The following is a 21,166-nucleotide window of genomic DNA, read 5'->3' as shown; positions in this document are numbered from 1 at the left end:
CGCATCCCGAGTAATGTGCCGCGAGGCCTAGTATCGCGCATACCTAACAGGTATACATGGCCTCTGACCCAGGACGAAGACGACCGGGGCCGGTGTGCAAGGAGGAACCTATGCGGTGGATACATGCCGCCGGTAGGGGCCTCCTCGTCCTTGTTGTGATCCTGACCGGCTATGTCGCCTCCGGCGTCCACGCCGGCGAGGGCGCCGGGAGCGGCAGAGGTCCCCTGACCATCGCCACCGCCGGTGACCTCACCGGCTATCTCGGCTCCGTCCTGGAGGGCTGGAACCGCACCCATCCCGACGAGCGGGTCACCCTCGTCGAGCTGCCGGACTCCGCCGACGAGACCCGCGCGCAGATGATCACCGACCTGCGCGACGGCGACGACGACGGCGGCCGCTTCGACATGCTGAACATCGACGTCAGCTGGACCTCGGAGTTCGCGGCGCAGGGCTGGATCCGCCCGCTGCCCCGCGACCGCTTCCCGCTGGACACCTTCCTGCCGCCGGTCGTGGACACGGCGACCTACGACGGCCGGCTGTACGCGGTCCCGTACGTGACCAACGCCGGCCTCCTGCTCTACCGCAAGGACATCCTCGCCAAGGAGGGCGTCGACCCGCCGCGCACCTGGGCCGAACTCGAACGGGCCGCGAGGACCATCGCGCCCGAGTACGGCCTCGACGGCTACGCCGGCCAGTTCCTGCCCTACGAGGGCCTCACCGTCAACGCGGCCGAGGCCGTCTACTCGGCGGGCGGTTCGATCCTCGGTGACGAGGGCGAGCGCGTCACCGTCAACTCGACGGCCGCCCGCGAAGGCATCGACTTCCTCGCCCGCGGCGTACGCGAGGGCTGGATCCCGAGGCGGGCGCTCACGTACAAGGAGGAGGAGTCCAAGCAGGCCTTCCAGGACGGGCGCCTGCTGTTCCTCCGTAACTGGCCGTACGCCTACGTCGTCGCGTCGGCCAAGGGCTCGCCGGTCGCCGGGAAGGTCGGCGCCGTACCGCTGCCGGGGCCCGACGGGCCCGGGACGAGCGTGCTGGGCGGCTCCAACCTCGCCGTCAGCACACACGCCCGGCATCCCGACTCGGCCGCCCGTCTGATCGCGTACCTGACGAGCGAACGCGTCCAGCGCCAGGTCCTCAGGCGCGGGGCGCTGCCACCCGTACGGGCCGACCTGTACGAAGATCCCGAGCTGATGCGGGAGTTCCCGTATCTGGCGACCCTGCGCGAGAGCGTGCTGACGGCCGCGCCGCGCCCCAAGAGCCCGCGCTACGACCAGGTGAGCCTGATGGTGCAGGCGGTCGTGCACGACGCGATGACCGGGCGGGAGACGCCCGAGGCGGCCGTGCGGCGGCTGGCGCGGGAGCTGGCGACCACCTCCAGCCGCTAGTTACTTGTTAAGTAACGGGGACGTCTCATCTGCCATGCGGTTGCCCCTTTAAGTCCGTATTTGGCGCCCCAACCCGCCAGTAGTGTCTGTTCTTTTCATTGACATCCCCGCGACACGCCTACCTAACATGCATACATGTTGAGTAAGTACCACTGGTGGCGCGACGCGGTGATCTACCAGGTGTATGTCCGCAGCTTCCTGGACAGCACCGGGGACGGCATCGGCGACCTGGCCGGGGTCCGCGCCGGACTGCCCTACCTGAAGAAGCTCGGCGTCGACGGCATCTGGCTGAGCCCCTTCTACCCCTCGCCGCAGCACGACCACGGCTACGACGTCGCCGACTACTGCGACGTCGACCCGCTCTTCGGCGACCTCGCCGAGTTCGATCTGCTCGTCGCGGCGGCCCGTCGGCTCGGCATCAAGGTGCTGCTCGACATCGTCCCCAACCACTGCTCCAGTGAGCACCCGTGGTTCGAGGAGGCGCTGAACGCCGAACCCGGCAGCGCCGCCCGCGCCCGCTTCCACTTCGCCGACGGCCGCGGCGCCGACGGCGAGGAGCCGCCCAACAACTGGCACTCCATGTTCGGCGGCCCGGCCTGGAGCCGGGCGACCGAGGCGGACGGGCGGCCCGGACAGTGGTACCTGCACATGTTCGCGTCCGAGCAGCCCGACTGGAACTGGCGCAACCCCGAGATCGGCGCCGAGTTCGAGCGGATCCTCCGCTTCTGGCTGGACCGGGGCATCGACGGCTTCCGCATCGACGTCGCCGCCGGCCTGTACAAGCACCCGGAGCTGCCCGACTCCGACGACCCGGAGGCCGACGCCCGCACCCGCGACTCGGTCAACCCGCTCGCCTGGAACCAGCCCGAGGTGCACAGGGTGTGGCGCCAGTGGCGTTCCATATGCGAGGAGTACACCGCCCGCGACGGCCGTGAGCGCCTCCTCGTCGGCGAGGTGTCCGTGCCGACCGCACGCGAGCACGCCCTGTACGTCCGCTCCGACGAACTCCACCAGGCCTTCTTCTTCGACCTGCTCAGCGCCCCCTGGGAGGCAGACGCCTTCCGCAAGGTCATCTCCGAGGCCATGCAGGACATCGCCGGCACGGGCTCCACGGTCACCTGGGTCCTCAACAACCACGACCAGGTCCGCACCGTCACCCGCTACGGCGAACCCGCGACCGAGGGCAGCGGCCTCGGCGCCGCCCGCGCCCGTGCCGCCGCGCTGCTGATGCTGGCGCTGCCCGGAGCCGCGTACATCTACCAGGGCGAGGAGCTGGGCCTGCCCGAGGTCGTCGACCTGCCCGACGACGTGCTCACCGACCCGATCTTCCGCCGCACCGGAAGCCGTGCCCGCATCCGCGACGGCTGCCGGGTGCCGCTGCCGTGGTCGGGACAGGCGTCGCCGTTCGGCTTCACCTCCGGCGCGGAGAGCGCCAAGCCCTGGCTGCCGCAGCCCGAGTACTTCGCCGAGTACGCCACCGACCGCGCCCTCTCCGACACCCGCTCCTTCTGGCACCTGTACCGCGACGGCCTCCAACTGCGCGCCGCATTGCCCCAGTTGGGCGAGGGCACGCTGCGCTGGCTGGACAGCCCGCCCGGCGTCCTGGCCTTCGTCCGCGGCGACGGCCTGGTCTGCGCCGTCAACTTCGGTACGGCGCCCACCTCCGCGCCGGTCTCCGGCACCCCGCTGCTGTCGAGCGGGCCCTGCCCGGCCGGGGTACTGCCCGGCTCCACGGCGGCCTGGTGGATGAGCGACGGGACCGAGTCCCCAGCACTCTGAAACCTTCGCCGGCGGCCCCCGGCCCTTTGAACCCCCGTCAGTTTCCCCATCCCCGAAGGGACATCAACGATGATGCGACGACGTACCACCCTGCTCACCGGCTGCACCGCCCTCGTCCTGGCACTCGGCGCGACCGCCTGTGGCGGCGGGCCGGTCTCCGCGGGCGGCGGCGACAAGGCGCTCGACGGTCAGACGGTCACCGTGGCCGGTGTCTGGACCGGCACCGAGCAGAAGAACTTCCAGAAGGTGCTGGACGCCTTCACCGAGAAGACCGGCGCCAAGACCCAGTTCGTGTCCACCGGGGACAACGTCTCCACCGTCGTCGGCAGCAAGATCGAGGGCGGCAACGCCCCCGACGTCGTGATGGTCCCGCAGGTCGGCGTCCTGAAGCAGTTCGCGAAGAACGACTGGCTCAAGCCCCTGTCCGGCACGGCCCAGGAGTCCGTGGACGCCAACTTCGCCCCTGTGTGGAAGGACTACGGCAGCGTCGACGACACCCTCTACGGCCTCTACTTCAAGGCCGCCCACAAGTCGACGGTCTGGTACAGCCCCGACGCCCTCGCCCAGGCGGGCGTCGAGCCGCCGAAGTCGTACGACGACATGCTGAAGGCCGGACAGACCGTCTCCGACTCCGGACTCGCCGCCTTCTCGGTCGCCGGACAGGACGGCTGGACGCTGACCGACTGGTTCGAGAACGTCTACCTCTCCCAGGCCGGCCCCGAGAAGTACGACGCCCTCGCCGCGCACCAGCTGAAGTGGACCGACGCGTCCGTGGTCGAGGCGCTCACCACGCTCGGCAAGCTGTTCAAGGACAAGCAGCTGATCGCGGGCGGCCAGAAAGGGGCCCTCAACACCGACTTCCCGGGCTCGGTGGAGAAGGTGTTCGGGCCGAAGCCCGAGGCGGGGATGGTCTACGAGGGCGACTTCGTCGCGGGCGTCGCCAAGGACCAGTTCGGGAAGTCGATAGGCGAGGACGCGAACTTCTTCCCGTTCCCGGCGGTCGGCGGTGGCAAGGCGCCGGTGGTCAGCGGTGGTGACGCGGCCGTCGTCCTGAAGGACGGCAAGAACCAGAAGGCCGGCATGGCGCTCCTCGAGTACCTGGCGACGCCGGAGGCCGCGGCGGTGTGGGCCGAGGCGGGTGGCTTCCTGTCCCCGAACAAGGCCGTCGACCTCACGTCGTACAGCGACGACGTCACCCGCGCGACCGCCAAGTCCCTGGTCGCCGCGGGCGACTCGGTCCGGTTCGACATGTCCGACCAGGCCCCGGCGGCCTTCGGCGGCACCAAGGGCGCGGGCGAGTGGAAGCTCCTGCAGGACTTCCTGCGCGACCCGTCGGACCCGAAGGGGACCGCGGCGAAGCTGGAGGCCGCGGCGGCCAAGGCGTACGAGAGCCAGGGCTGACCTGACATGACCGCCACTCTCGTGAACGAGGCGAGCCGGGGGGCCGCCGTGAGCCCGGGCAGGGAACGTGCCCGGCGCTCGCGGCGGCGCGGCCGGATCATCGCCCTGCTCTTCGTCTTCCCCGCGCTGCTCCTGCTGGGCGCCCTGGTCGTCTACCCCGTGCTGTTCTCCGTCGGACGGAGTTTCTTCGACGCCTCCGGCACCCGTTTCGTGGGCGGCGAGAACTACGCAGAGATGTTCCGCGACCCGGCCACTCTCAAGGCCATCCGCAACACCACGCTCTGGGTCGTCGTGGCCCCGGCCCTGCTCACCGGCCTCGGCCTGATCCTGGCCGTGCTGGTGGAGAAGGTCCGCTGGGCGACCGCGTTCAAGCTGCTGCTGTTCATGCCGATGGCCGTGTCCTTCCTCGCGGCCGGCATCATCTTCCGGCTCGCGTACGACGAGGACCCGGACAAGGGCGTGCTCAACGCCGCCGCCGTCTCCGTGCACGACGCCTTCCAGGGCACGTCGACCTATCCGACGGCCCGGGCGCGCGACGGGCAGGGGCTGACGAAGGCCGCGGACGGCTCGTACCGCACGAGCGCGACCGCGTCTCCGGGCGAGGCGCTGACGCTGGGCCTGGTCGGGGTGCTGCCCGCGGATCTGCCGGACGACGCTCGGCCGGCGCATACGGCAGCCGAGCGGAAGGCGGCCCCCGGTGAGCTGCGCGGCGTCGTGTTCCTCGACTTCACGCCCGGTGGGGGAGGGGAGCAGGGCCAGGTCGACCGGCGGGAGAGCGGGTTGCCCGAGATGACGGTCGAGGCGGTGCGGGCCGGAGAGGCGGTCGCCTCGACGACCACGGCGGCCGACGGCTCGTTCAGCTTCGAGGGGCTGGACGACGGCTCGTACACGGTGAAGCTGCCGGCCTCGAACTTCGCCGCGCCCTACGAGGGCATCTCCTGGCTCGGGCCCACGCTCGTCACTCCGGCGATCATCGGGGCGTACCTGTGGATCTGGACGGGCTTCGCCATGGTCCTGATCGGCGCGGGTCTCGCGGCCCTGCCCCGGGACGCGCTGGAGGCGGCCCGGATGGACGGCGCGAACGAGTGGCAGATCTTCCGGCGGATCACGGTGCCGCTGCTGGCGCCGGTGCTGACGGTGGTCTTCGTGACGCTCGTGATCAACGTGATGAAGGTCTTCGACCTCGTCTACATCATCGCGCCCGGCCCGGTGCAGGAGGACGCGACCGTGCTCGCGACGCAGATGTGGCTGGTGTCGTTCGGCGGCGGCAACAACCAGGGGCTGGGCAGCGCGTTGGGTGTGCTCCTGCTGTTGTTGGTGATCCCCGCCATGGTCTTCAACGTCCGCCGTTTCCGAGGGAGTCAGCGATGAACGCGGTCAGGCGGGGCCTGGGCAACGGAGTCGTCCAGGCGTTTCTGGTGGTGATCGGGCTGGTGTGGCTGACGCCGCTGGCCGGCCTGTTCCTGTCGTCCCTGCGGTCGGCCGAGGACACGGCGAAGGGCGGCTGGTGGACCGTGTTCACCAGTCCCGGCCAGCTGTCCTTCGACAACTACTCGGCGCTGCTGGGGAACGCCGGGATCAGCCAGGCCTTCTGGAACACCGTGCTGATCTCGGTGCCGGCGACCGTGCTGGTCGTGGTCATCGCCGCGCTCGCCGGGTACGCGTTCGCGTGGCTGGACTTCCCCGGCCGCGAGGCGATCTTCCTGGTCGTGGTGGCGCTGCTGGTCGTACCCGTGCAGATCGGCCTTCTCCCGGTCGCCAAACTCTTCGGCCAGCTGGGGCTGTTCGGCACGATTCCCGGTGTCGTCCTGTTCCATGTGGCGTACGGGCTGCCGTTCGCCGTGTTCCTGCTGCGCAACTACTTCGCCGAGATGCCGAAGGAGATGCTGGAGGCGGCGCGGATGGACGGGGGGAGCGAATGGCGGATCTTCACCCGGCTGGTGCTTCCGGTGGGGCGCCCGGCGATCGCCTCGCTGGCCATCTTCCAGTTCCTGTGGGTGTGGAACGACATGCTGGTGGCGCTGCTGTTCGCCGACAGTGCGTCTCAGCCGCTGACCGTTGAACTCCAGTCGCAGATACGGCAGTTCGGCAGCAACATCGATGTGCTGGCGCCCGGGGCGTTCGTGTCGCTGGTGGTGCCGGTGGTGGTGTTCTTCGCGTTCCAGCGGCACTTCGTGCAGGGGGTGATGGCGGGGTCGGTGAAGTAGGGTTCCTCGCCCCCGCCGCCCCTACCCGTCCCGTCCCTGAGGGCTCCGCCCCCAGACCCCCGTTTCGGCCCCGAAAAGGCCTCGTCCTCAAACGCCGGACGGGCTGAACTATTCAGTCCCTCCGGCGTTTGAGGAGCGGGGTCTGGGGCGGAGCCCCAGAAGGATGGAACGGGCAGGGGCGGCGGGGGCGAAATCAATCCCGCCGCCCCTCACTCACGACGACGCCGGCGGATACAACGACCGCGGCAGCTGCGACGCCGCCGCCGAGTCCAGCAGCCACAGCGTCCTGGCGCGGCCATACGCCCCCGCCGCCGGTGCCTGGATCTCACCCGCGCCCGAGAGGGCGATCGCCGCAGCCTGCGCCTTGTCCTCGCCCGCCGCCAGCAGCCACACCTCACGCGCCGCCCGGATCGCGGGCAGGGTGAGGGTGACGCGGGTCGGCGGGGGTTTCGGGGCGCCGTGGACTCCGACGACCGTGCGCTGCGTCTCCCGTACCGCGGGAAGTTCCGGGAACAGGGAGGCGACGTGGGTGTCGGGGCCCACGCCCAGCATCAGGACGTCGAAGGTGGGCACCGCGCCGTGGTTCTCCGGGCCCGCCGCCCTCGCCAGTTCCTCCGCGTACGAGGCGGCCGCGGCCTCCACGTCCGCGCCGAACGGCCCGTCCGAGGCGGGCATGGCGTGCACCCGCTTCGGGTCCAGCGGCACCGTGTCCAGCAGTGCCTCGCGGGCCTGCGTGACGTTGCGCTCCGGGTCGCCCTCGGGGAGGAAGCGCTCGTCGCCCCACCAGAGGTCGAGGCGGCCCCAGTCGATGGCGTCCCGCGCGGGGGCGGCCGCCAGCGCGGCCAGCAGGCCGTTGCCGTTGCGGCCGCCCGTGAGGACGACGGACGCCGAGCCCCGGGAGGCCTGGGCGTCCACGATCTTCGTGATCAGCCGGGCCGCCGCGGCCTGCGCCATCAGCTCCTTGTCGTGGTGCACGACCAGCTGCGGAGTGCTCACTTCGCCGCCGCCTTCTTCGCTTCCGGCGCGGTCACGTCCGGTGCTGTCACTTCCTGCGCCGCCGCTTCCTTCCCGGATGCTTTCGCAGCGACCTCGGCGGGCTCTGCGGCCGGTTCTCCTTTGGCCGGCCCTTCCGCCTCCGCGGGCGACTCCTCGGCCCTGGCCACGGCAGCCTCGGCCAGCGCCACCGCCTGCACGGCCTTGGCCACGGCGGCCTCGGCGGCGTCCGCGCCCCGAACCGCCGGAGCCGGCACCGAGTTCAGCCGCTCCACCCCGAACCGCAGCGCCGAGGCGTATGTGTCGTCCGGGTCGAGCCGCCGCAGCTCCTCCGCGATCAGCTCGGCCGTCTCCCGCCGCTTCAGCGCCACCGCGCGGTCCGGCTGGCCCTGGATGGAGAGGGTCGCCAGGGAACCGTCCGCGCGGTCCAGCGTTATCGGGCCGCAGTCGGTGTCCATGCGGACCGCCGTCAGACCGGGGCCCGACGACAGCGACCGCTTCACGGGCACGTCCAGCCGGTCCGCGAGCCACATCGCCAGCAGCTCACAGCTCGGGTTGAACTCCTCGCCCTCCACCTCGACGGCCTGCACCTCGCAGACCACCTGGTCCAGAGCCGCCGCGAGCATCGAACGCCACGGCGTGATCCGGGTCCAGGACAGGTCGGTGTCGCCCGGCGTGTAGGTGTCGGAGCGGGCCGACAGCTCCCGCACCGGCTGCTCCGAGGCGTACGTGTCCGTCACCCGGCGCTGGGCGAGGGCGCCCAGCGGGTCGTTCGCCGGGTCGAGCGGCGCGTTGACCGGCCACCAGACGACCACCGGGGCGTCCGGCAGCAGTAGCGGCAGGACCACCGACTGCGCGTGGTCGGACACCTCGCCGTACAGGCGCAGCACCACCGTCTCGCCGCTGCCGGCGTCCGCGCCCACCCGGACCTCGGCGTCCAGCCGGGACTGCGTACGGTCGCGGGGCGAGCGTGAGACGCGCTTGATGACGACCAGGGTGCGCGAGGGGTGCTCGTGCGAGGCGTCGTTCGCCGCCTTGAGGGCGTCGTACGCGTTCTCCTCGTCCGTCACGATGACCAGCGTGAGCACCATGCCGACGGCCGGCGTGCCGATCGCCCGACGGCCCTGCACCAGCGCCTTGTTGATCTTGCTGGCCGTGGTGTCCGTGAGGTCTATCTTCATGGCCGGCGCCAGCTCCGTCCGTCTCGCTCGAGCATTTCGTCCGCCTCGACGGGGCCCCAGGTACCGGACGGGTACTGGGCAGGGCTGCCGTGCGTGTCCCAGTACTCCTCGATCGGGTCGAGGATCTTCCAGGACAGCTCGACCTCCTCGGTGCGCGGGAAGAGGTTGGAGTCACCGAGCAGGACGTCGAGGATCAGACGCTCGTACGCCTCGGGCGAGGACTCCGTGAAGGACTCGCCGTAGGCGAAGTCCATCGACACGTCCCGGATCTCCATCGACGTGCCGGGCACCTTCGAACCGAAGCGGACCGTGACGCCCTCGTCGGGCTGGACGCGGATCACGATCGCGTTCTGGCCCAGCTCCTCGGTGGCCGTCGTGTCGAAGGGGGAGTGCGGCGCCCGCTGGAAGACCACCGCGATCTCGGTGACCCGTCGGCCGAGCCGCTTGCCGGTGCGCAGGTAGAAGGGGACGCCCGCCCAGCGGCGGTTGTCGATGCCCAGCTTGATCGCGGCGTACGTGTCCGTCTTGGACTTGGCGTCGGTGCCCTCCTCCTGGAGGTACCCGACCGCCTTCTCGCCGCCCTGCCAGCCGGCCGCGTACTGCGCGAACACGGTGTCGCGGCCCAGGTCCTTCGGCAGCCGTACGGCGCCCAGGACCTTGGTCTTCTCCGCGGCCAGCGCGTCCGCGTCGAAGGAGGCGGGCTCCTCCATGGCCGTCAGGGCCATCAGCTGCAGGAGGTGGTTCTGGATGACGTCACGGGCGGCGCCGATGCCGTCGTAGTAGCCGGCGCGGCCGCCGATGCCGATGTCCTCGGCCATGGTGATCTGCACGTGGTCCACGAAGGACCGGTTCCAGATCGGCTCGAACATCGTGTTGGCGAAGCGCAGCGCCAGGATGTTCTGGACGGTCTCCTTGCCCAGGTAGTGGTCGATACGGAAGACCTGGTCCGGGGCGAAGACCTCGTGGACGACCTTGTTGAGCTCCTCGGCGGACTTCAGGTCGTGGCCGAAGGGCTTCTCGATGACCGCGCGGCGCCAGGAGCCGCCCGTCTGGTCGGCGAGGCCGTGCTTCTTGAGCTGCTGGATGACCACCGGGAAGGAGCGCGGCGGTACCGACAGGTAGAAGGCGAAGTTGCCGCCCGTGCCCTGGGCCTTGTCCAGCTCCTCGATGGTGCCGCGCAGCCGCTCGAAGGCATCGTCGTCGTCGAAGGTGCCCTGCACGAAGCGCATGCCCTGGATGAGCTGCTGCCAGACCTCCTCGCGGAAGGGGGTGCGGGCGTGCTCCTTGACCGCGTCGTGGACCTCCTGCGCGAAGTCCTCGTGGGCCCACTCGCGGCGGGCGAAGCCGACCAGCGAGAAGCCCGGCGGCAACAGGCCCCGGTTGGCGAGGTCGTACACCGCGGGCATCAGCTTTTTACGTGACAAATCGCCCGTAACGCCGAAGATCACCAGGCCCGACGGCCCCGCGATACGCGGGAGCCGTCGGTCGGCGGCGTCACGAAGCGGGTTCGCTTCAGTGACGTTGAAGGGTGGCAAGGGATCAGCCCTCCGAGGGGGCGAGGCGCTCGAGTACCGCCTCGGTCGACTTGAGCAGGTCGTTCCAGGACGCCTCGAACTTCTCGACGCCCTCGTCCTCCAGGAGCTGGACCACGTCGTCGTAGGAGATGCCGAGCTTCTCGACGGCGTCCAGGTCGGCGCGGGCCTGCTCGTAGGTGCCGGCGACGGTGTTGCCGGTGATCTGGCCCTTCTCCTCCGTGGCCTGGAGGGTGGCCTCGGGCATGGTGTTGACGGTGTTCGGCGCGACCAGGTCGTCGACGTAGAGGGTCGGCTTGTAGGCCGGGTCCTTCACGCCGGTCGAGGCCCACAGCGGACGCTGCTTGTTGGCGCCCACGTTCTCCAGCGCGCTCCAGCGGTCGGAGGAGAAGACCTCCTCGTACGCCTGGTAGGCGAGGCGCGCGTTGGCCACGCCGGCCTTGCCGCGCGCGGCCTTGGCCTCGTCGGTGCCGAGCGCGTCGATGCGCTTGTCGATCTCGGTGTCCACACGGGAGACGAAGAAGGACGCCACGGAGCGGATGAGCGACAGGTCCAGCCCGCGCTCCTTCGCCTTCTCCAGGCCCGCGAGGTAGGCGTTCATGACCTCGCGGTAGCGCTCCAGCGAGAAGATCAGCGTGACGTTGACGCTGATGCCGAGGCCGATGACCTCGGTGATCGCCGGAAGGCCCGCCTTGGTGGCCGGGATCTTGATCAGGGTGTTCGGACGGTCGACCAGCCAGGCCAGCTGCTTGGCCTCGGCGACGGTCGCCCGCGTGTTGTGGGCGAGCCGCGGGTCGACCTCGATGGAGACCCGGCCGTCCTGGCCGCCGGTGGCGTCGAAGACCGGGCGCAGGATGTCGGCGGCGTCGCGGACGTCCGCCGTGGTGATCATGCGGATCGCCTCTTCGACGGTGACCTTGCGGGCGGCGAGGTCGGCGACCTGCTGCTCGTAGCCGTCACCGCTGCTGATCGCCTTCTGGAAGATCGTCGGGTTGGTGGTGACACCGACGACGTGCTGCTGGTCGATCAGCTCGGCGAGGTTGCCGGACGTGATGCGCTGGCGCGACAGGTCGTCCAGCCAGATCGCGACGCCCTCCTCGGAGAGGCGCTTCAGTGCGTCTGTCATGGAAAATCAAACTCCTACGTCTCGTATATCAGCGTCAGCGCTGGGCTGCGGCGAGGGATTCCCGCGCCACGGCGGCCACGTTCTCCGCAGTGAAGCCGTACTCCCGGAAAAGGACCTTGCCGTCGGCCGAAGCACCGAAGTGCTCCAGGGAAACGATGCGACCCGCGTCCCCGACGTACTTGTGCCAGGTCAGACCGATACCGGCCTCGACGGCGACCCGCGCCTTGACGGCCGGCGGAAGGACGCTGTCCCGGTACCCCTGGTCCTGCTCCTCGAACCACTCCACGGACGGCATGGACACGACCCGCGTCGGCACCCCGCCGGCCTGGAGCTGCTCGCGCGCCTCGACGGCGACGTGCACCTCGGAACCGGTCGCGATGAGGACGACCTCGGGCTCGCCACCCTCGGCCTCGAACAGGACGTAACCGCCGCGCGCGGCGTCGTCGTTGGCCTCGTACGTCGGCACACCCTGACGGGTCAGCGCGAGCCCGTGCGGGGCGCCCTTGCCGAACTCCTTGGTGTAGCGCCCCAGGATCTCGCGCCAGGCGATCGCGGTCTCGTTGGCGTCGGCCGGACGGACGACGTTGAGACCGGGGATGGCGCGCAGGGACGCGAGGTGCTCGATCGGCTGGTGGGTGGGGCCGTCCTCACCGAGACCGATGGAGTCGTGCGTCCACACGTACGTCACCGGCAGGTGCATCAGCGCCGACAGACGCACGGCGTTGCGCATGTAGTCGGAGAACACGAGGAACGTGCCGCCGTAGATACGGGTGTTGCCGTGCAGCGCGATGCCGTTCATCTCCGCGGCCATGGAGTGCTCGCGGATGCCGAAGTGGATCGTGCGGCCGTACGGGTCGGCCTCCGGCAGCGGGTTGTCCGCCGGGAGGAACGACGACGTCTTGTCGATCGTCGTGTTGTTGGAGCCGGCCAGGTCGGCCGAACCGCCCCACAGCTCGGGGATCACGGCACCCAGCGCCTGCAGCACCTTGCCGGACGCGGCACGGGTCGCGACGCCCTTGCCGGGCTCGAAGACCGGGATCTTCTCCGCCCAGCCGGTGGGCAGCTCGCCCTTGCTGATCCGGTCGAACTCGGCCGCGCGCTCGGGGTTGTTGTCCCGCCAGAGCTGGAAGGACTTCTCCCACTCCGCCTTCGCGTCGGCGCCCCGCTCCAGAGCCTTGCGGGTGTGGCCGATGACCTCGTCGGTGACCTCGAAGGACTGCTCCGGGTCGAAGCCGAGGACGCGCTTGGTGGCCGCGACCTCGTCGTCGCCGAGCGCCGAGCCGTGGGCGGCCTCGGTGTTCTGCGCGTTCGGGGCGGGCCAGGCGATGATCGAGCGCATCGCGATGAAGGACGGCTTGTCCGTCACCTTCTTCGCTTCCTCGATCGCGTTGTAGATGGCGTGCGGGTCGAGGTCGCCGTCCGGCTTCGGGGCGATCCGCTGCACGTGCCAGCCGTACGCCTCGTACCGCTTGACGACATCCTCGGAGACGGCCGTCTCGGTGTCGCCCTCGATCGAGATGTGGTTGTCGTCCCACAGCAGGACCAGGTTGCCGAGCTTCTGGTGGCCGGCCAGCGAGGACGCCTCGGCGGAGATGCCCTCCTGGAGGCAGCCGTCACCGGCGATGACGTAGACGAAGTGGTCGAAGGGGGAGGTGCCCTCGGCCGCCTCCGGGTCGAACAGACCGCGCTCGTAGCGGGCGGCCATCGCCATGCCGACGGCGTTGGCGACACCCTGGCCCAGCGGGCCGGTGGTGGTCTCGACGCCCACGGTGTGGCCGTACTCCGGGTGACCGGGGGTCTTCGAACCCCACGTCCGGAACGCCTTCAGGTCGTCCAGCTCCAGGCCGAAGCCGGCCAGGTACAGCTGGGTGTAGAGGGTCAGGGACGAGTGGCCGGCGGACAGCACGAAGCGGTCGCGCCCGACCCACTCGGCGTCCGCGGGGTCGTGCCGCATCACCTTCTGGAAGAGGGTGTACGCGGCAGGCGCCAGGCTCATCGCCGTACCCGGATGGCCGTTACCGACCTTCTGTACGGCGTCGGCGGCCAGGACGCGGGCGGTGTCGACGGCCCGCTGGTCCAACTCGGTCCACTCGAGGTCTGTGGTGGTCGGCTTGGTGCTCACCCTGGGTCAGGGCTCCTCTCCACATGTCGGTTGCCGGTGTCACGGGCACACACGCCCACCGGCTGCCGGCGTACTCGGCGTCGGCCGGCCGTTGTCGAGCCTACCCCCGGAAGTACGTGCGTTTTTTCGAGTCATCCCAGACTGCCGGGAGTCGCCGGGATGTGCCTCCCGACTAGGTCGTTCCGCGTTCGGCAAGTGAATACGCAGCCGCTCATCCGGGTGCTCAATCGAGCCGCCGTGCGCCCGTCGGACCACCCCCTTCAACACGACCCCACCCCCGCGAATGTCCGGGTCTGGGCAACGTCTAGAGTGGCGTGGTACGCGCGAGCCTTTACCGGGACTTCACACGGGGAGGCTTGCTGGGATGTCTCTGTCAGGGGTGTGCGTGACGGCCGTTGAATCCCGTCCAGCGGGGATTATCGGGACGAGCCAGAGCCCGAGCCGGCGGCCGATCGGGGCCCGGGTCAAGGCGTTCGTGGCGTTGACCAAGCCGCGGATCATCGAGCTGCTGCTCATCACCACCGTTCCGGTGATGTTCCTGGCCGAGCAGGGCGTGCCCGACCTCGGTCTGGTGCTGCTCACCTGCATCGGCGGCTACCTGTCCGCGGGCGGCGCCAACGCGCTGAACATGTACATCGACCGCGACATCGACGCGCTCATGGACCGCACCTCGCAGCGCCCGCTGGTCACCGGCATGGTCAGCCCGCGCGAGTGCCTGGCCTTCGGCATCACGCTGGCGGTCGCCTCCACGCTGCTGTTCGGCCTCACCGTCAACTGGCTGAGCGCCTGGCTCTCGCTCGGGGCGCTCCTCTTCTACGTCGTCGTCTACACGATGATCCTCAAGCGCCGTACGTCGCAGAACATCGTGTGGGGCGGCATCGCGGGCTGCATGCCGGTGCTGATCGGCTGGACGGCCGTCACGAACTCCCTCACCTGGGCGCCGCTCATCCTCTTCATGGTGATCTTCTTCTGGACGCCGCCGCACTACTGGCCGCTGTCCATGAAGGTGAAGGACGACTACGCGCGCGTGGGCGTGCCGATGCTCCCGGTCATCGCCTCCAACAAGGTCGTCGCCAAGCAGATCGTCATCTACAGCTGGGTGATGGTCGCGGTCTCGCTCCTGCTCACGCCGCTCGGCTACACGGGCTGGTTCTACACCGCGGTCGCGCTGGGCGCGGGCGGCTGGTGGCTGTGGGAGGCGCACGCGCTGCAGAACCGCGCGAAGGCCGAGGTGACGGGCGTGAAGCTGAAGGAGATGCGCCTGTTCCACTGGTCGATCACGTATGTGTCGCTGCTGTTCGTGGCGGTCGCGGTGGACCCCTTCCTGAGGTAGGGGACCCTGCGGTAGGGGTGCTGAGGCACGGGTCACGCACCTTGCCCGTCGCCATTCGATCTACTCGTCGGTAGCATCCTGGTCATGGCAGACAAGGTGGCCAAGCTGGCCAAGCAGATCAACACCTTCGCGAAGTCCCATGGCGGCGCCGAGGCCCAGGTCGCATACATCGGACAGCGCGGCGCCCGAATCGTGCTCGTCGGCGACGACGGCGGCTGGGGCGACCTGGTGGCACCGTCGTACGAGATCGCCGAGCAGGCGGTGGAGAAGGCCGGAGTCACCCGCCACGAGTCCTTCGACGGCGAGTTCGCGGCGAAGGTGACGACGGGCAAGTACGAGTGGAAGAGGATGGCGGGCATCCAGATCGGCGGTTGAAACCAGCCGCACCCGCCGAACAACCTGAGCCACCCTCCCTCTTACGCAACACCTAGTCACCGGTTCACCCGTTAGGACCTGTAGCAAGCGCAGTCCACCCACGGGGAGCCCGGATGATCGACACGCCATCCCTCGTGGACCAGTACTGCCACGGCGTACTGCGAACGGAGCTGGGCCTCGGCACCTTCGAGGCCCAGTTGGCCCGCACGGAAGGCCCCCCGGCCCCCGGCACCACGCTCTTCGACACCCAGACCGGCTTCGCCGTACGCCGCTGGTGCCCGCCCCTCCTCGGTCTGGAACCGCACTGCCCACCCGCCCGCTATCTGGCCAGACGCCGTGAACTCGGCGTAGTGGAAGCGGGCCGGCGTCTGCTGCGCGGCAGTGGCATCACGACGTATCTGATCGACACCGGCGTGCCCGGCGACCTCACCGGCCCCACCGAACTGGCCTCCGCCGCCTCCGCCGAGGCCCTTGAGATCGTGCGCCTGGAACTGCTCGCCGAACAGGTCGCCGACACCTCCGGCACCGTCGAGTCCTTCCTCGCCAACCTCGCCGAATCGGTGCACGGCGCGGCGGTCGGCGCCGTGGCCTTCACCTCCGTCGCCGGAGTACGGCACGGACTCGCGCTCGCCCCCGAGCCCCCCGGGCCGGGAGAGGTACGGGGCGCGGCCGGCCGCTGGCTGGCGGGGCGCAGGGTGGGCGGGGAACTGACCGACCCGGTGCTGCTCCGGCACCTGCTGTGGATCGCGGTGGCCTCGGGACTGCCGCTCCAACTGCACGCGGGGCTGGCGGAGCCCGGCGTGCGGATCGACCGCGCCGACCCGGTGCTCCTCACGGACTTCGTCCGCGCCACGGCCGGCCTCGGCACCGACCTGATCCTGCTGCACGGCTACCCGTACCACCGCCACGCCGCCCACCTGGCCGGCGTCTTCCCGCACGTCTACGCCGACTCGGGCGCCGCGCTCATCCGTACGGGCGCCCGCGCGGCCACGATCCTCGCCGAGATCCTGGAACTGGCTCCCTTCGGCAAGATCCTCTTCTCCAGCGGCGCGCAGGGCCTGCCCGAACTGCACGTGGTGGGCGCGGGGCTCTTCCGCGAGGCCCTCGGCAGGGTGCTCGGCGGCTGGGTCGCCGAGGGGGCGTGGTCGCTGGCGGACGCGCAACGGGTGGCGGGGATGGTGGCGGAGGGGAATGCGCGGCGGGTGTACGGGCTGGGGTGAGCCCTCCAGACTGGGCGGATGCCGACCTCTGCCTTACTCGACCGTTTTCTCGCGGAGCTCCAGCCCCTCGCTCCCGTCGCCGTCTGGGCGCACGGCTCGCTCGCCGGGGGCGACTACCAGGAGGGCCGCAGCGACCTGGACCTGATCGCCGTACTGGACGGCCCGCTCACGCCCCGTACCGTATGGCGGCTGGCGAAGCTCCACGCCCGACTGCGGGCCGAGCCGCTCGCCGCGCAGTTGCACTGCACCTACCTGACGCCCGGCACGGCGGCCGATCCCGACCGGCCTCATCTCACCTGGGCGCACCAGGAGCTGTTCAAACGGCCGGTGACGCCGGTGACCCGACGCGAGCTGCACGCCTTCGGGCTGGTGCTGCTCGGGAAGGCGCCGGCCGGCCTGCTGCCGCCGGTCTCGGACCGGGAGCTCGGCGACTTCGTCGTACGCGACCAGCGGGACTTCTGGCGGCCGGCCGTCGACAACCCCCGGTTGTGGACGCGGGACGTCTGGGTCGACCTGGGGCTGATCACCTTCGCCCGGGCAGGCGTCACCTTGCGCGACGGCCGCCTGATCTCCAAGCGCGAGGCCCTGGACCTGCTGCCCGGGCTCGGGGTGTCCGCGGAGGTGGTCGAGGACATCCGCAGGCGCCGCTACGGCGACGCCGCCGCGCCGCCGGACGAGGCGTGGGCGGCGCGCAGGGCCGGGCTGACGCGGGCCTACCTGGGGCCGGCGATCGACGAGTTGGTGACGAGGTACGGCTGACTCGGCTGACTCACGCGCGCGTGCCGACCGTCGCCTCGGTCGCCGGAGCCGGGATGCCGATCTCGTCGTGCGGCCGTTCCCGCAGGGACAGCAGCACCCGCAGCACCGCGATCCATGTCACGGCCGAGCCGAACATGTGCAGGCCGACCAGGATTTCGGGGAGGTCCGTGAAGTACTGGACGTAGCCGATGACGCCCTGCGCGAGGAGGATCAGGAACAGGTCGCGGGTGCGGTTCAAGGGGCCCTTCGGGGCGTCGACCGCCTTGAGGACGAACCACAGGGCGAACGTCAGCGTGACCACGATCCAGGCCAGCACGGCGTGCAGCTTGGTGACGGTCTCCCAGTCGACCGGCATCCGCTCGACCTCGCTGGAGTCGCCCGCGTGCGGGCCCGCACCGGTGACCACCGTGCCGACCAGGATCAGCAGCACCGAGGCCCCGACCAGGACCCACACCAGCTGCTGCACCGCCTTGCCGATCAGGGGACGCGGCGCCGCGTCGCCCTCCCGGGTGCGCTGCCACATCACCGTCGCGACCGCGATGAGCGCGGACGTCGCCACGAAGTGGGCCGCGACCGTGTACGGGTTGAGGCCGACCAGGACGACGATGCCGCCGAGCACCGCGTTGCTCATCACGATCCAGAACTGCGCCCACCCCAGCCGGGTCAGGCCGCGCCGGTACGGCTTGGTGGAGCGGGCCGCGATGATCGCCCAGCCGACGGCGGCGCACAGCACGTACGTCAGCATGCGGTTGCCGAACTCGATGGCGCCGTGCAGGCCCATCTCGCGGGTGGCGGTCAGCGAGTCGTCGGTGCACTTGGGCCAGGTCGGGCAGCCGAGCCCGGAACCGGTGAGGCGTACCGCACCGCCGGTGACCACGATGAGCACCGACATCACGAGCGCGGCGAGGGCCGCCCGTCGGACCGTCCTCGGGGTCGGGGTCCAGCGTGCGGCGATGAAGGCGAGGGGGTTGCGCACGGCCGCTACGGCGTCGGCGCGGGTCAGCTTTGGCACGCGCCCTATCGTAGGCGGCCGCTTGTGCACGCTTTCACGAGGGTCCCGGGACCGGGGTCCGGGAGGCCTACTCCCAGCGGAAGAACTTCCCCGCCGCGGCCAGCCCCACGACCGCCCACACGGCCAGAATCCCCAGGTCGCCCCATGGCATCCCGGCCCCGTGCTGCAGCACGTCCCGCAGTCCGTCGGAGAGGGCCGAGATCGGCAGCAGGCCCAGCACGTCCTGCACACCTGCCGGGAACTTGTCCAGCGACACGATCACCCCGCCGCCCACGAGCAGCAGCAGGAAGACCAGGTTGGCGGCGGCCAGGGTGGCCTCGGCCTTGAGCGTGCCCGCCATGAGCAGGCCGAGGCCGGAGAAGGCCGCCGTGCCGAGGACGAGAAGGAGCAGCACGGCCAACGGGTTGCCCTGCGGCGACCAGCCGAGCGCGAAGGCGATCACCGTCAGCAGGACGATCTGCAGGACCTCCGTGACCAGCACCGACGCCGTCTTCGCGGTCATCAGGGCCCAGCGGGGCAGTGGCGAGGAGGCCAGCCGTTTCAGCACGCCGTACCGGCGCTCGAAGCCCGTGGCGATCGCCTGCCCCGTGAACGCCGTGGACATCACGGCGAGCGCGAGGACGCCGGGGGTGAGGAAGTCGACGGCCTCGCCGGCGCCGGTGTCGACGATGTCCACCGAGCTGAAGAGGACCAGCAGGAGGGTGGGGATCACCACGGTCAGGAGCAGCTGTTCGCCGTTGCGCAGCAGCATCCTGGTCTCGAGTGCCGCCTGTGTCGCGATCATGCGGGGGAGGGGGGCGGCGCCCGGCTTCGGGGTGTACGTACCCGTACCGACGGTGGTCACGAACGCAGCTCCTTGCCGGTCATTTCCAAGAACACGTCTTCCAGGGTGTGCCGCTCCACCGAGATCTTCTCCGGCATCACCCCGTGCTGCGCACACCACGACGTCACCGTCGCGAGCAGCTGCGGGTCGACCTTGCCGCCGACCCGGTACGAGCCCGGCGTCAGCTCCGCCGCCGTGCAGTCGGCGGGCAGGGCCTTCAGCAGGGATCCGACGTCGAGGCCGGGGCGGCCGGTGAAGCGGAGGGTGTTCTCGGCGCCGCCGCGGCACAGCTCCTCGGGGGAGCCCTGGGCGATGACCCGGCCCGCGTCGATGATCGCGACGTCGTCGGCGAGCTGCTCGGCCTCGTCCATGTAGTGGGTCGTGAGGATGACGGAGACGCCGTCGGCGCGCAGGTCCCGGACCAGGTCCCAGGTGGCCCGGCGCGCCTGGGGGTCGAGCCCGGCGGTCGGCTCGTCCAGGAACACCAGCTCGGGGCGGCCGACCACGGCCATGGCGAGCGCGAGCCGCTGCTGCTGGCCGCCGGAGAGGCGGCGGTAGGCGGTCCGGCCGCAGCTGCCCAGCCCGAGCCGCTCGATCAGGGCGTCGACGTCCAGGGGGTGCGCGTGCAGCTTGGCGACGTGCCGCAGCATCTCGTCCGCCCGCGCGCCCGAATAGACGCCGCCGGACTGCAGCATCACGCCGATGCGCGGCCGCAGCTCGCCGGACTGTCTCACCGGGTCGAGGCCCAGGACGCGCACCGTGCCGGAGTCCGGCCTCCGGTATCCCTCGCAGGTCTCGACCGTCGTCGTCTTGCCCGCGCCGTTGGGCCCGAGTACGGCGGTCACGCCGGCCCGGGCCACCAGGTCGAGGCCGTTCACCGCGGTCTTCGTGCCGTACCGCTTCACCAGGGCCTGGACCTGGACCACGGGCTCAGTTCGCATGGCTCCAGAGTCTAGGTACGAGGCCGGTAACCCGAACGGCCGGGTTCACATCTCCCCGCACGGCGGGTTCACATCTCCCCACACGCCCGGTTCAGATCTCCTCGGCGCGGGGCCGGTGTATCTCCAGCCACCGCTGCGCGTACGCCACCGCGTCCGCCACCGGGAACAGCCGTACGTCGGCCGCGCCCGCCTTCCCGCGCACGACAGGGCGGTCCCGCTCGAAGTCGTGCCCCAGCTGGTCGAACCGCTCCGAGGTGATCGACACCTCGGTCACCACCTCCCATCCCGTGGGCCCCGGCCGCCCCACCTTCACCAGCGGCGACGGGATCCGGTACTCGGCGAGGTGGAAGCTGGTGCACGTGTCGTAGCCGGCGCCGAGCAGCAGCACGCGCGCGTGGAGCTCCTCCAGCCGGGCCAGCGGGCTGCGCTCGCCGAGGCGGCAGTCGAGGGCGTGGCCGCCGGTGATCTCCGCGGCGCGCGGGCCGACGGCGGCGAACGACGTCTGCGGATGCGCGCTGCGCAGGGCACCTGGCCAGGTCCGTACGGTCTCCGGGACGACGCCGACCCCGCGCGTGGGCGTGGTCAGCGGGTCGTACGCGGGCATGGTGGCCCGGATCGTCTCCCACCAGTCCTCGGGCACCGGCGGGTTGCTCCACACCGCCGGGTCGGAGAGGTCGCCGCTCTGGGTGGGGACCACCAGCGTGCCGTCCGGACCGAGGGCGTCGAGCAGTGCCTGGACGACCGCGACGGCGCCTCCGCAGACCCAGCCGAGGGCGCTGAGCGAGGAGTGCACGAGGAGGGTTTCACCGGTTCGGACGCCTAGCTCGCGCAGATGTGCCGCGAGGGTGTCCCGAGTGACAAGAGGCCCGGTCGGAGGGGGTGTGGACATGCTTCCGGAGTGTTCCGGACGGGGCCTCCAAGTGCCACCGGTTTGATCGATCAAAGATCGTTTCCGCAGGTCAGATTAGGTATGC

The 21,166-nt window shown here is 70.6% G+C and carries 18 protein-coding genes; 9 read left to right on the top strand and 9 right to left on the bottom strand.

Annotated features, from left to right (window positions below):
• The first annotated feature begins 110 nt into the window (after positions 1-110).
• The 5 genes from ABD932_RS07745 to ABD932_RS07725 all read left to right on the top strand — a co-directional run bounded on the left by ABD932_RS07745 (position 111) and on the right by ABD932_RS07725 (position 6,775).
• Positions 111-1,388: an ABC transporter substrate-binding protein gene (locus tag ABD932_RS07745; RefSeq protein ID WP_345009969.1), complete on the top strand. Its 1,278-nt coding sequence runs from the start codon at positions 111-113 to the stop codon at positions 1,386-1,388.
• A gap of 135 nt (positions 1,389-1,523) precedes the next feature.
• Complete coding sequence (locus ABD932_RS07740) at positions 1,524-3,167, top strand: glycoside hydrolase family 13 protein (protein ID WP_345009967.1); 1,644 nt, start codon at positions 1,524-1,526, stop codon at positions 3,165-3,167.
• A gap of 69 nt (positions 3,168-3,236) precedes the next feature.
• Entirely contained in the window at positions 3,237-4,568 is a 1,332-nt protein-coding gene (locus ABD932_RS07735) for an ABC transporter substrate-binding protein (RefSeq protein WP_345009965.1), read from the top strand.
• A 6-nt stretch (positions 4,569-4,574) separates the two neighbouring features.
• The gene (locus ABD932_RS07730; protein ID WP_345009963.1) at positions 4,575-5,939 is read left to right on the top strand and encodes an ABC transporter permease; all 1,365 of its coding nucleotides are present in this window, start codon (positions 4,575-4,577) and stop codon (positions 5,937-5,939) included.
• Positions 5,936-6,775, top strand: a complete 840-nt coding sequence (locus ABD932_RS07725; RefSeq protein ID WP_345009961.1) for a carbohydrate ABC transporter permease — start codon at positions 5,936-5,938, stop codon at positions 6,773-6,775. Before ABD932_RS07730 ends, ABD932_RS07725 begins: the two co-directional genes overlap by 4 nt.
• 213 nt (positions 6,776-6,988) lie before the next feature.
• Here ABD932_RS07725 and pgl read toward each other — a convergent pair whose 3' ends face one another.
• The 5 genes from pgl to tkt are packed head-to-tail and all read right to left on the bottom strand — an operon-like array spanning position 6,989 to position 13,729.
• Entirely contained in the window at positions 6,989-7,771 is a 783-nt protein-coding gene (pgl, locus tag ABD932_RS07720) for a 6-phosphogluconolactonase (protein ID WP_345009959.1), read from the bottom strand.
• Positions 7,768-8,949: a glucose-6-phosphate dehydrogenase assembly protein OpcA gene (gene opcA / locus ABD932_RS07715; RefSeq protein ID WP_345009957.1), complete on the bottom strand. Its 1,182-nt coding sequence runs from the start codon at positions 8,947-8,949 to the stop codon at positions 7,768-7,770. Before opcA ends, pgl begins: the two co-directional genes overlap by 4 nt.
• Positions 8,946-10,484: a glucose-6-phosphate dehydrogenase gene (zwf, locus tag ABD932_RS07710; protein WP_345009955.1), complete on the bottom strand. Its 1,539-nt coding sequence runs from the start codon at positions 10,482-10,484 to the stop codon at positions 8,946-8,948. The genes opcA and zwf overlap by 4 nt, the downstream gene beginning before the upstream one ends.
• Positions 10,485-10,488: 4 nt before the next feature.
• Entirely contained in the window at positions 10,489-11,607 is a 1,119-nt protein-coding gene (tal, locus tag ABD932_RS07705; RefSeq protein WP_345009953.1) for a transaldolase, read from the bottom strand.
• 34 nt (positions 11,608-11,641) lie between these two features.
• Positions 11,642-13,729 carry a transketolase gene (gene tkt, locus ABD932_RS07700; protein ID WP_345009951.1) on the bottom strand — a complete coding sequence of 696 codons (2,088 nt, stop codon included), beginning with the start codon at positions 13,727-13,729 and terminating at the stop codon, positions 11,642-11,644.
• 364 nt (positions 13,730-14,093) lie between these two features.
• On the opposite strand from tkt, the gene ABD932_RS07695 reads away from it, so the two are divergent.
• From ABD932_RS07695 to ABD932_RS07680, 4 genes are all read left to right on the top strand, one after another.
• The gene (locus tag ABD932_RS07695; protein WP_425587419.1) at positions 14,094-15,062 is read left to right on the top strand and encodes a heme o synthase; all 969 of its coding nucleotides are present in this window, start codon (positions 14,094-14,096) and stop codon (positions 15,060-15,062) included.
• Between the two features lie 84 nt (positions 15,063-15,146).
• Positions 15,147-15,437 carry a hypothetical protein gene (locus ABD932_RS07690; RefSeq protein ID WP_345009949.1) on the top strand — a complete coding sequence of 97 codons (291 nt, stop codon included), beginning with the start codon at positions 15,147-15,149 and terminating at the stop codon, positions 15,435-15,437.
• Positions 15,438-15,550: 113 nt separating this feature from the next.
• Positions 15,551-16,657 carry an amidohydrolase family protein gene (locus ABD932_RS07685; RefSeq protein WP_345009947.1) on the top strand — a complete coding sequence of 369 codons (1,107 nt, stop codon included), beginning with the start codon at positions 15,551-15,553 and terminating at the stop codon, positions 16,655-16,657.
• A gap of 18 nt (positions 16,658-16,675) precedes the next feature.
• On the top strand, positions 16,676-17,416 hold the full coding sequence (locus tag ABD932_RS07680) for a nucleotidyltransferase domain-containing protein (RefSeq protein WP_345009945.1): 741 nt from the start codon (positions 16,676-16,678) through the stop codon (positions 17,414-17,416).
• 10 nt (positions 17,417-17,426) lie between these two features.
• Here ABD932_RS07680 and ABD932_RS07675 read toward each other — a convergent pair whose 3' ends face one another.
• From ABD932_RS07675 to ABD932_RS07660, 4 genes are all read right to left on the bottom strand, one after another.
• Complete coding sequence (locus tag ABD932_RS07675; protein ID WP_345010476.1) at positions 17,427-18,419, bottom strand: COX15/CtaA family protein; 993 nt, start codon at positions 18,417-18,419, stop codon at positions 17,427-17,429.
• A 76-nt stretch (positions 18,420-18,495) separates the two neighbouring features.
• Positions 18,496-19,212 (bottom strand): ABC transporter permease, encoded by a 717-nt coding sequence (locus tag ABD932_RS07670; RefSeq protein WP_345010474.1) that lies wholly within the window; start codon positions 19,210-19,212, stop codon positions 18,496-18,498.
• A 56-nt stretch (positions 19,213-19,268) separates the two neighbouring features.
• Positions 19,269-20,192, bottom strand: coding sequence for an ABC transporter ATP-binding protein (locus ABD932_RS07665; protein WP_250082933.1), 924 nt, complete (start codon positions 20,190-20,192; stop codon positions 19,269-19,271).
• Between the two features lie 91 nt (positions 20,193-20,283).
• The gene (locus ABD932_RS07660) at positions 20,284-21,081 is read right to left on the bottom strand and encodes an AAC(3) family N-acetyltransferase (RefSeq protein WP_345009942.1); all 798 of its coding nucleotides are present in this window, start codon (positions 21,079-21,081) and stop codon (positions 20,284-20,286) included.
• Positions 21,082-21,166 lie beyond the last annotated feature (85 nt).

The sequence above is a fragment of the Streptomyces shaanxiensis genome (assembly GCF_039537145.1).
Taxonomy (GTDB): Bacteria; Actinomycetota; Actinomycetes; order Streptomycetales; family Streptomycetaceae; genus Streptomyces; species Streptomyces shaanxiensis.
The sequence above is the reverse complement of the archived record's forward strand: the minus strand, read 5'-3'. Positions and strand labels throughout refer to the sequence as shown.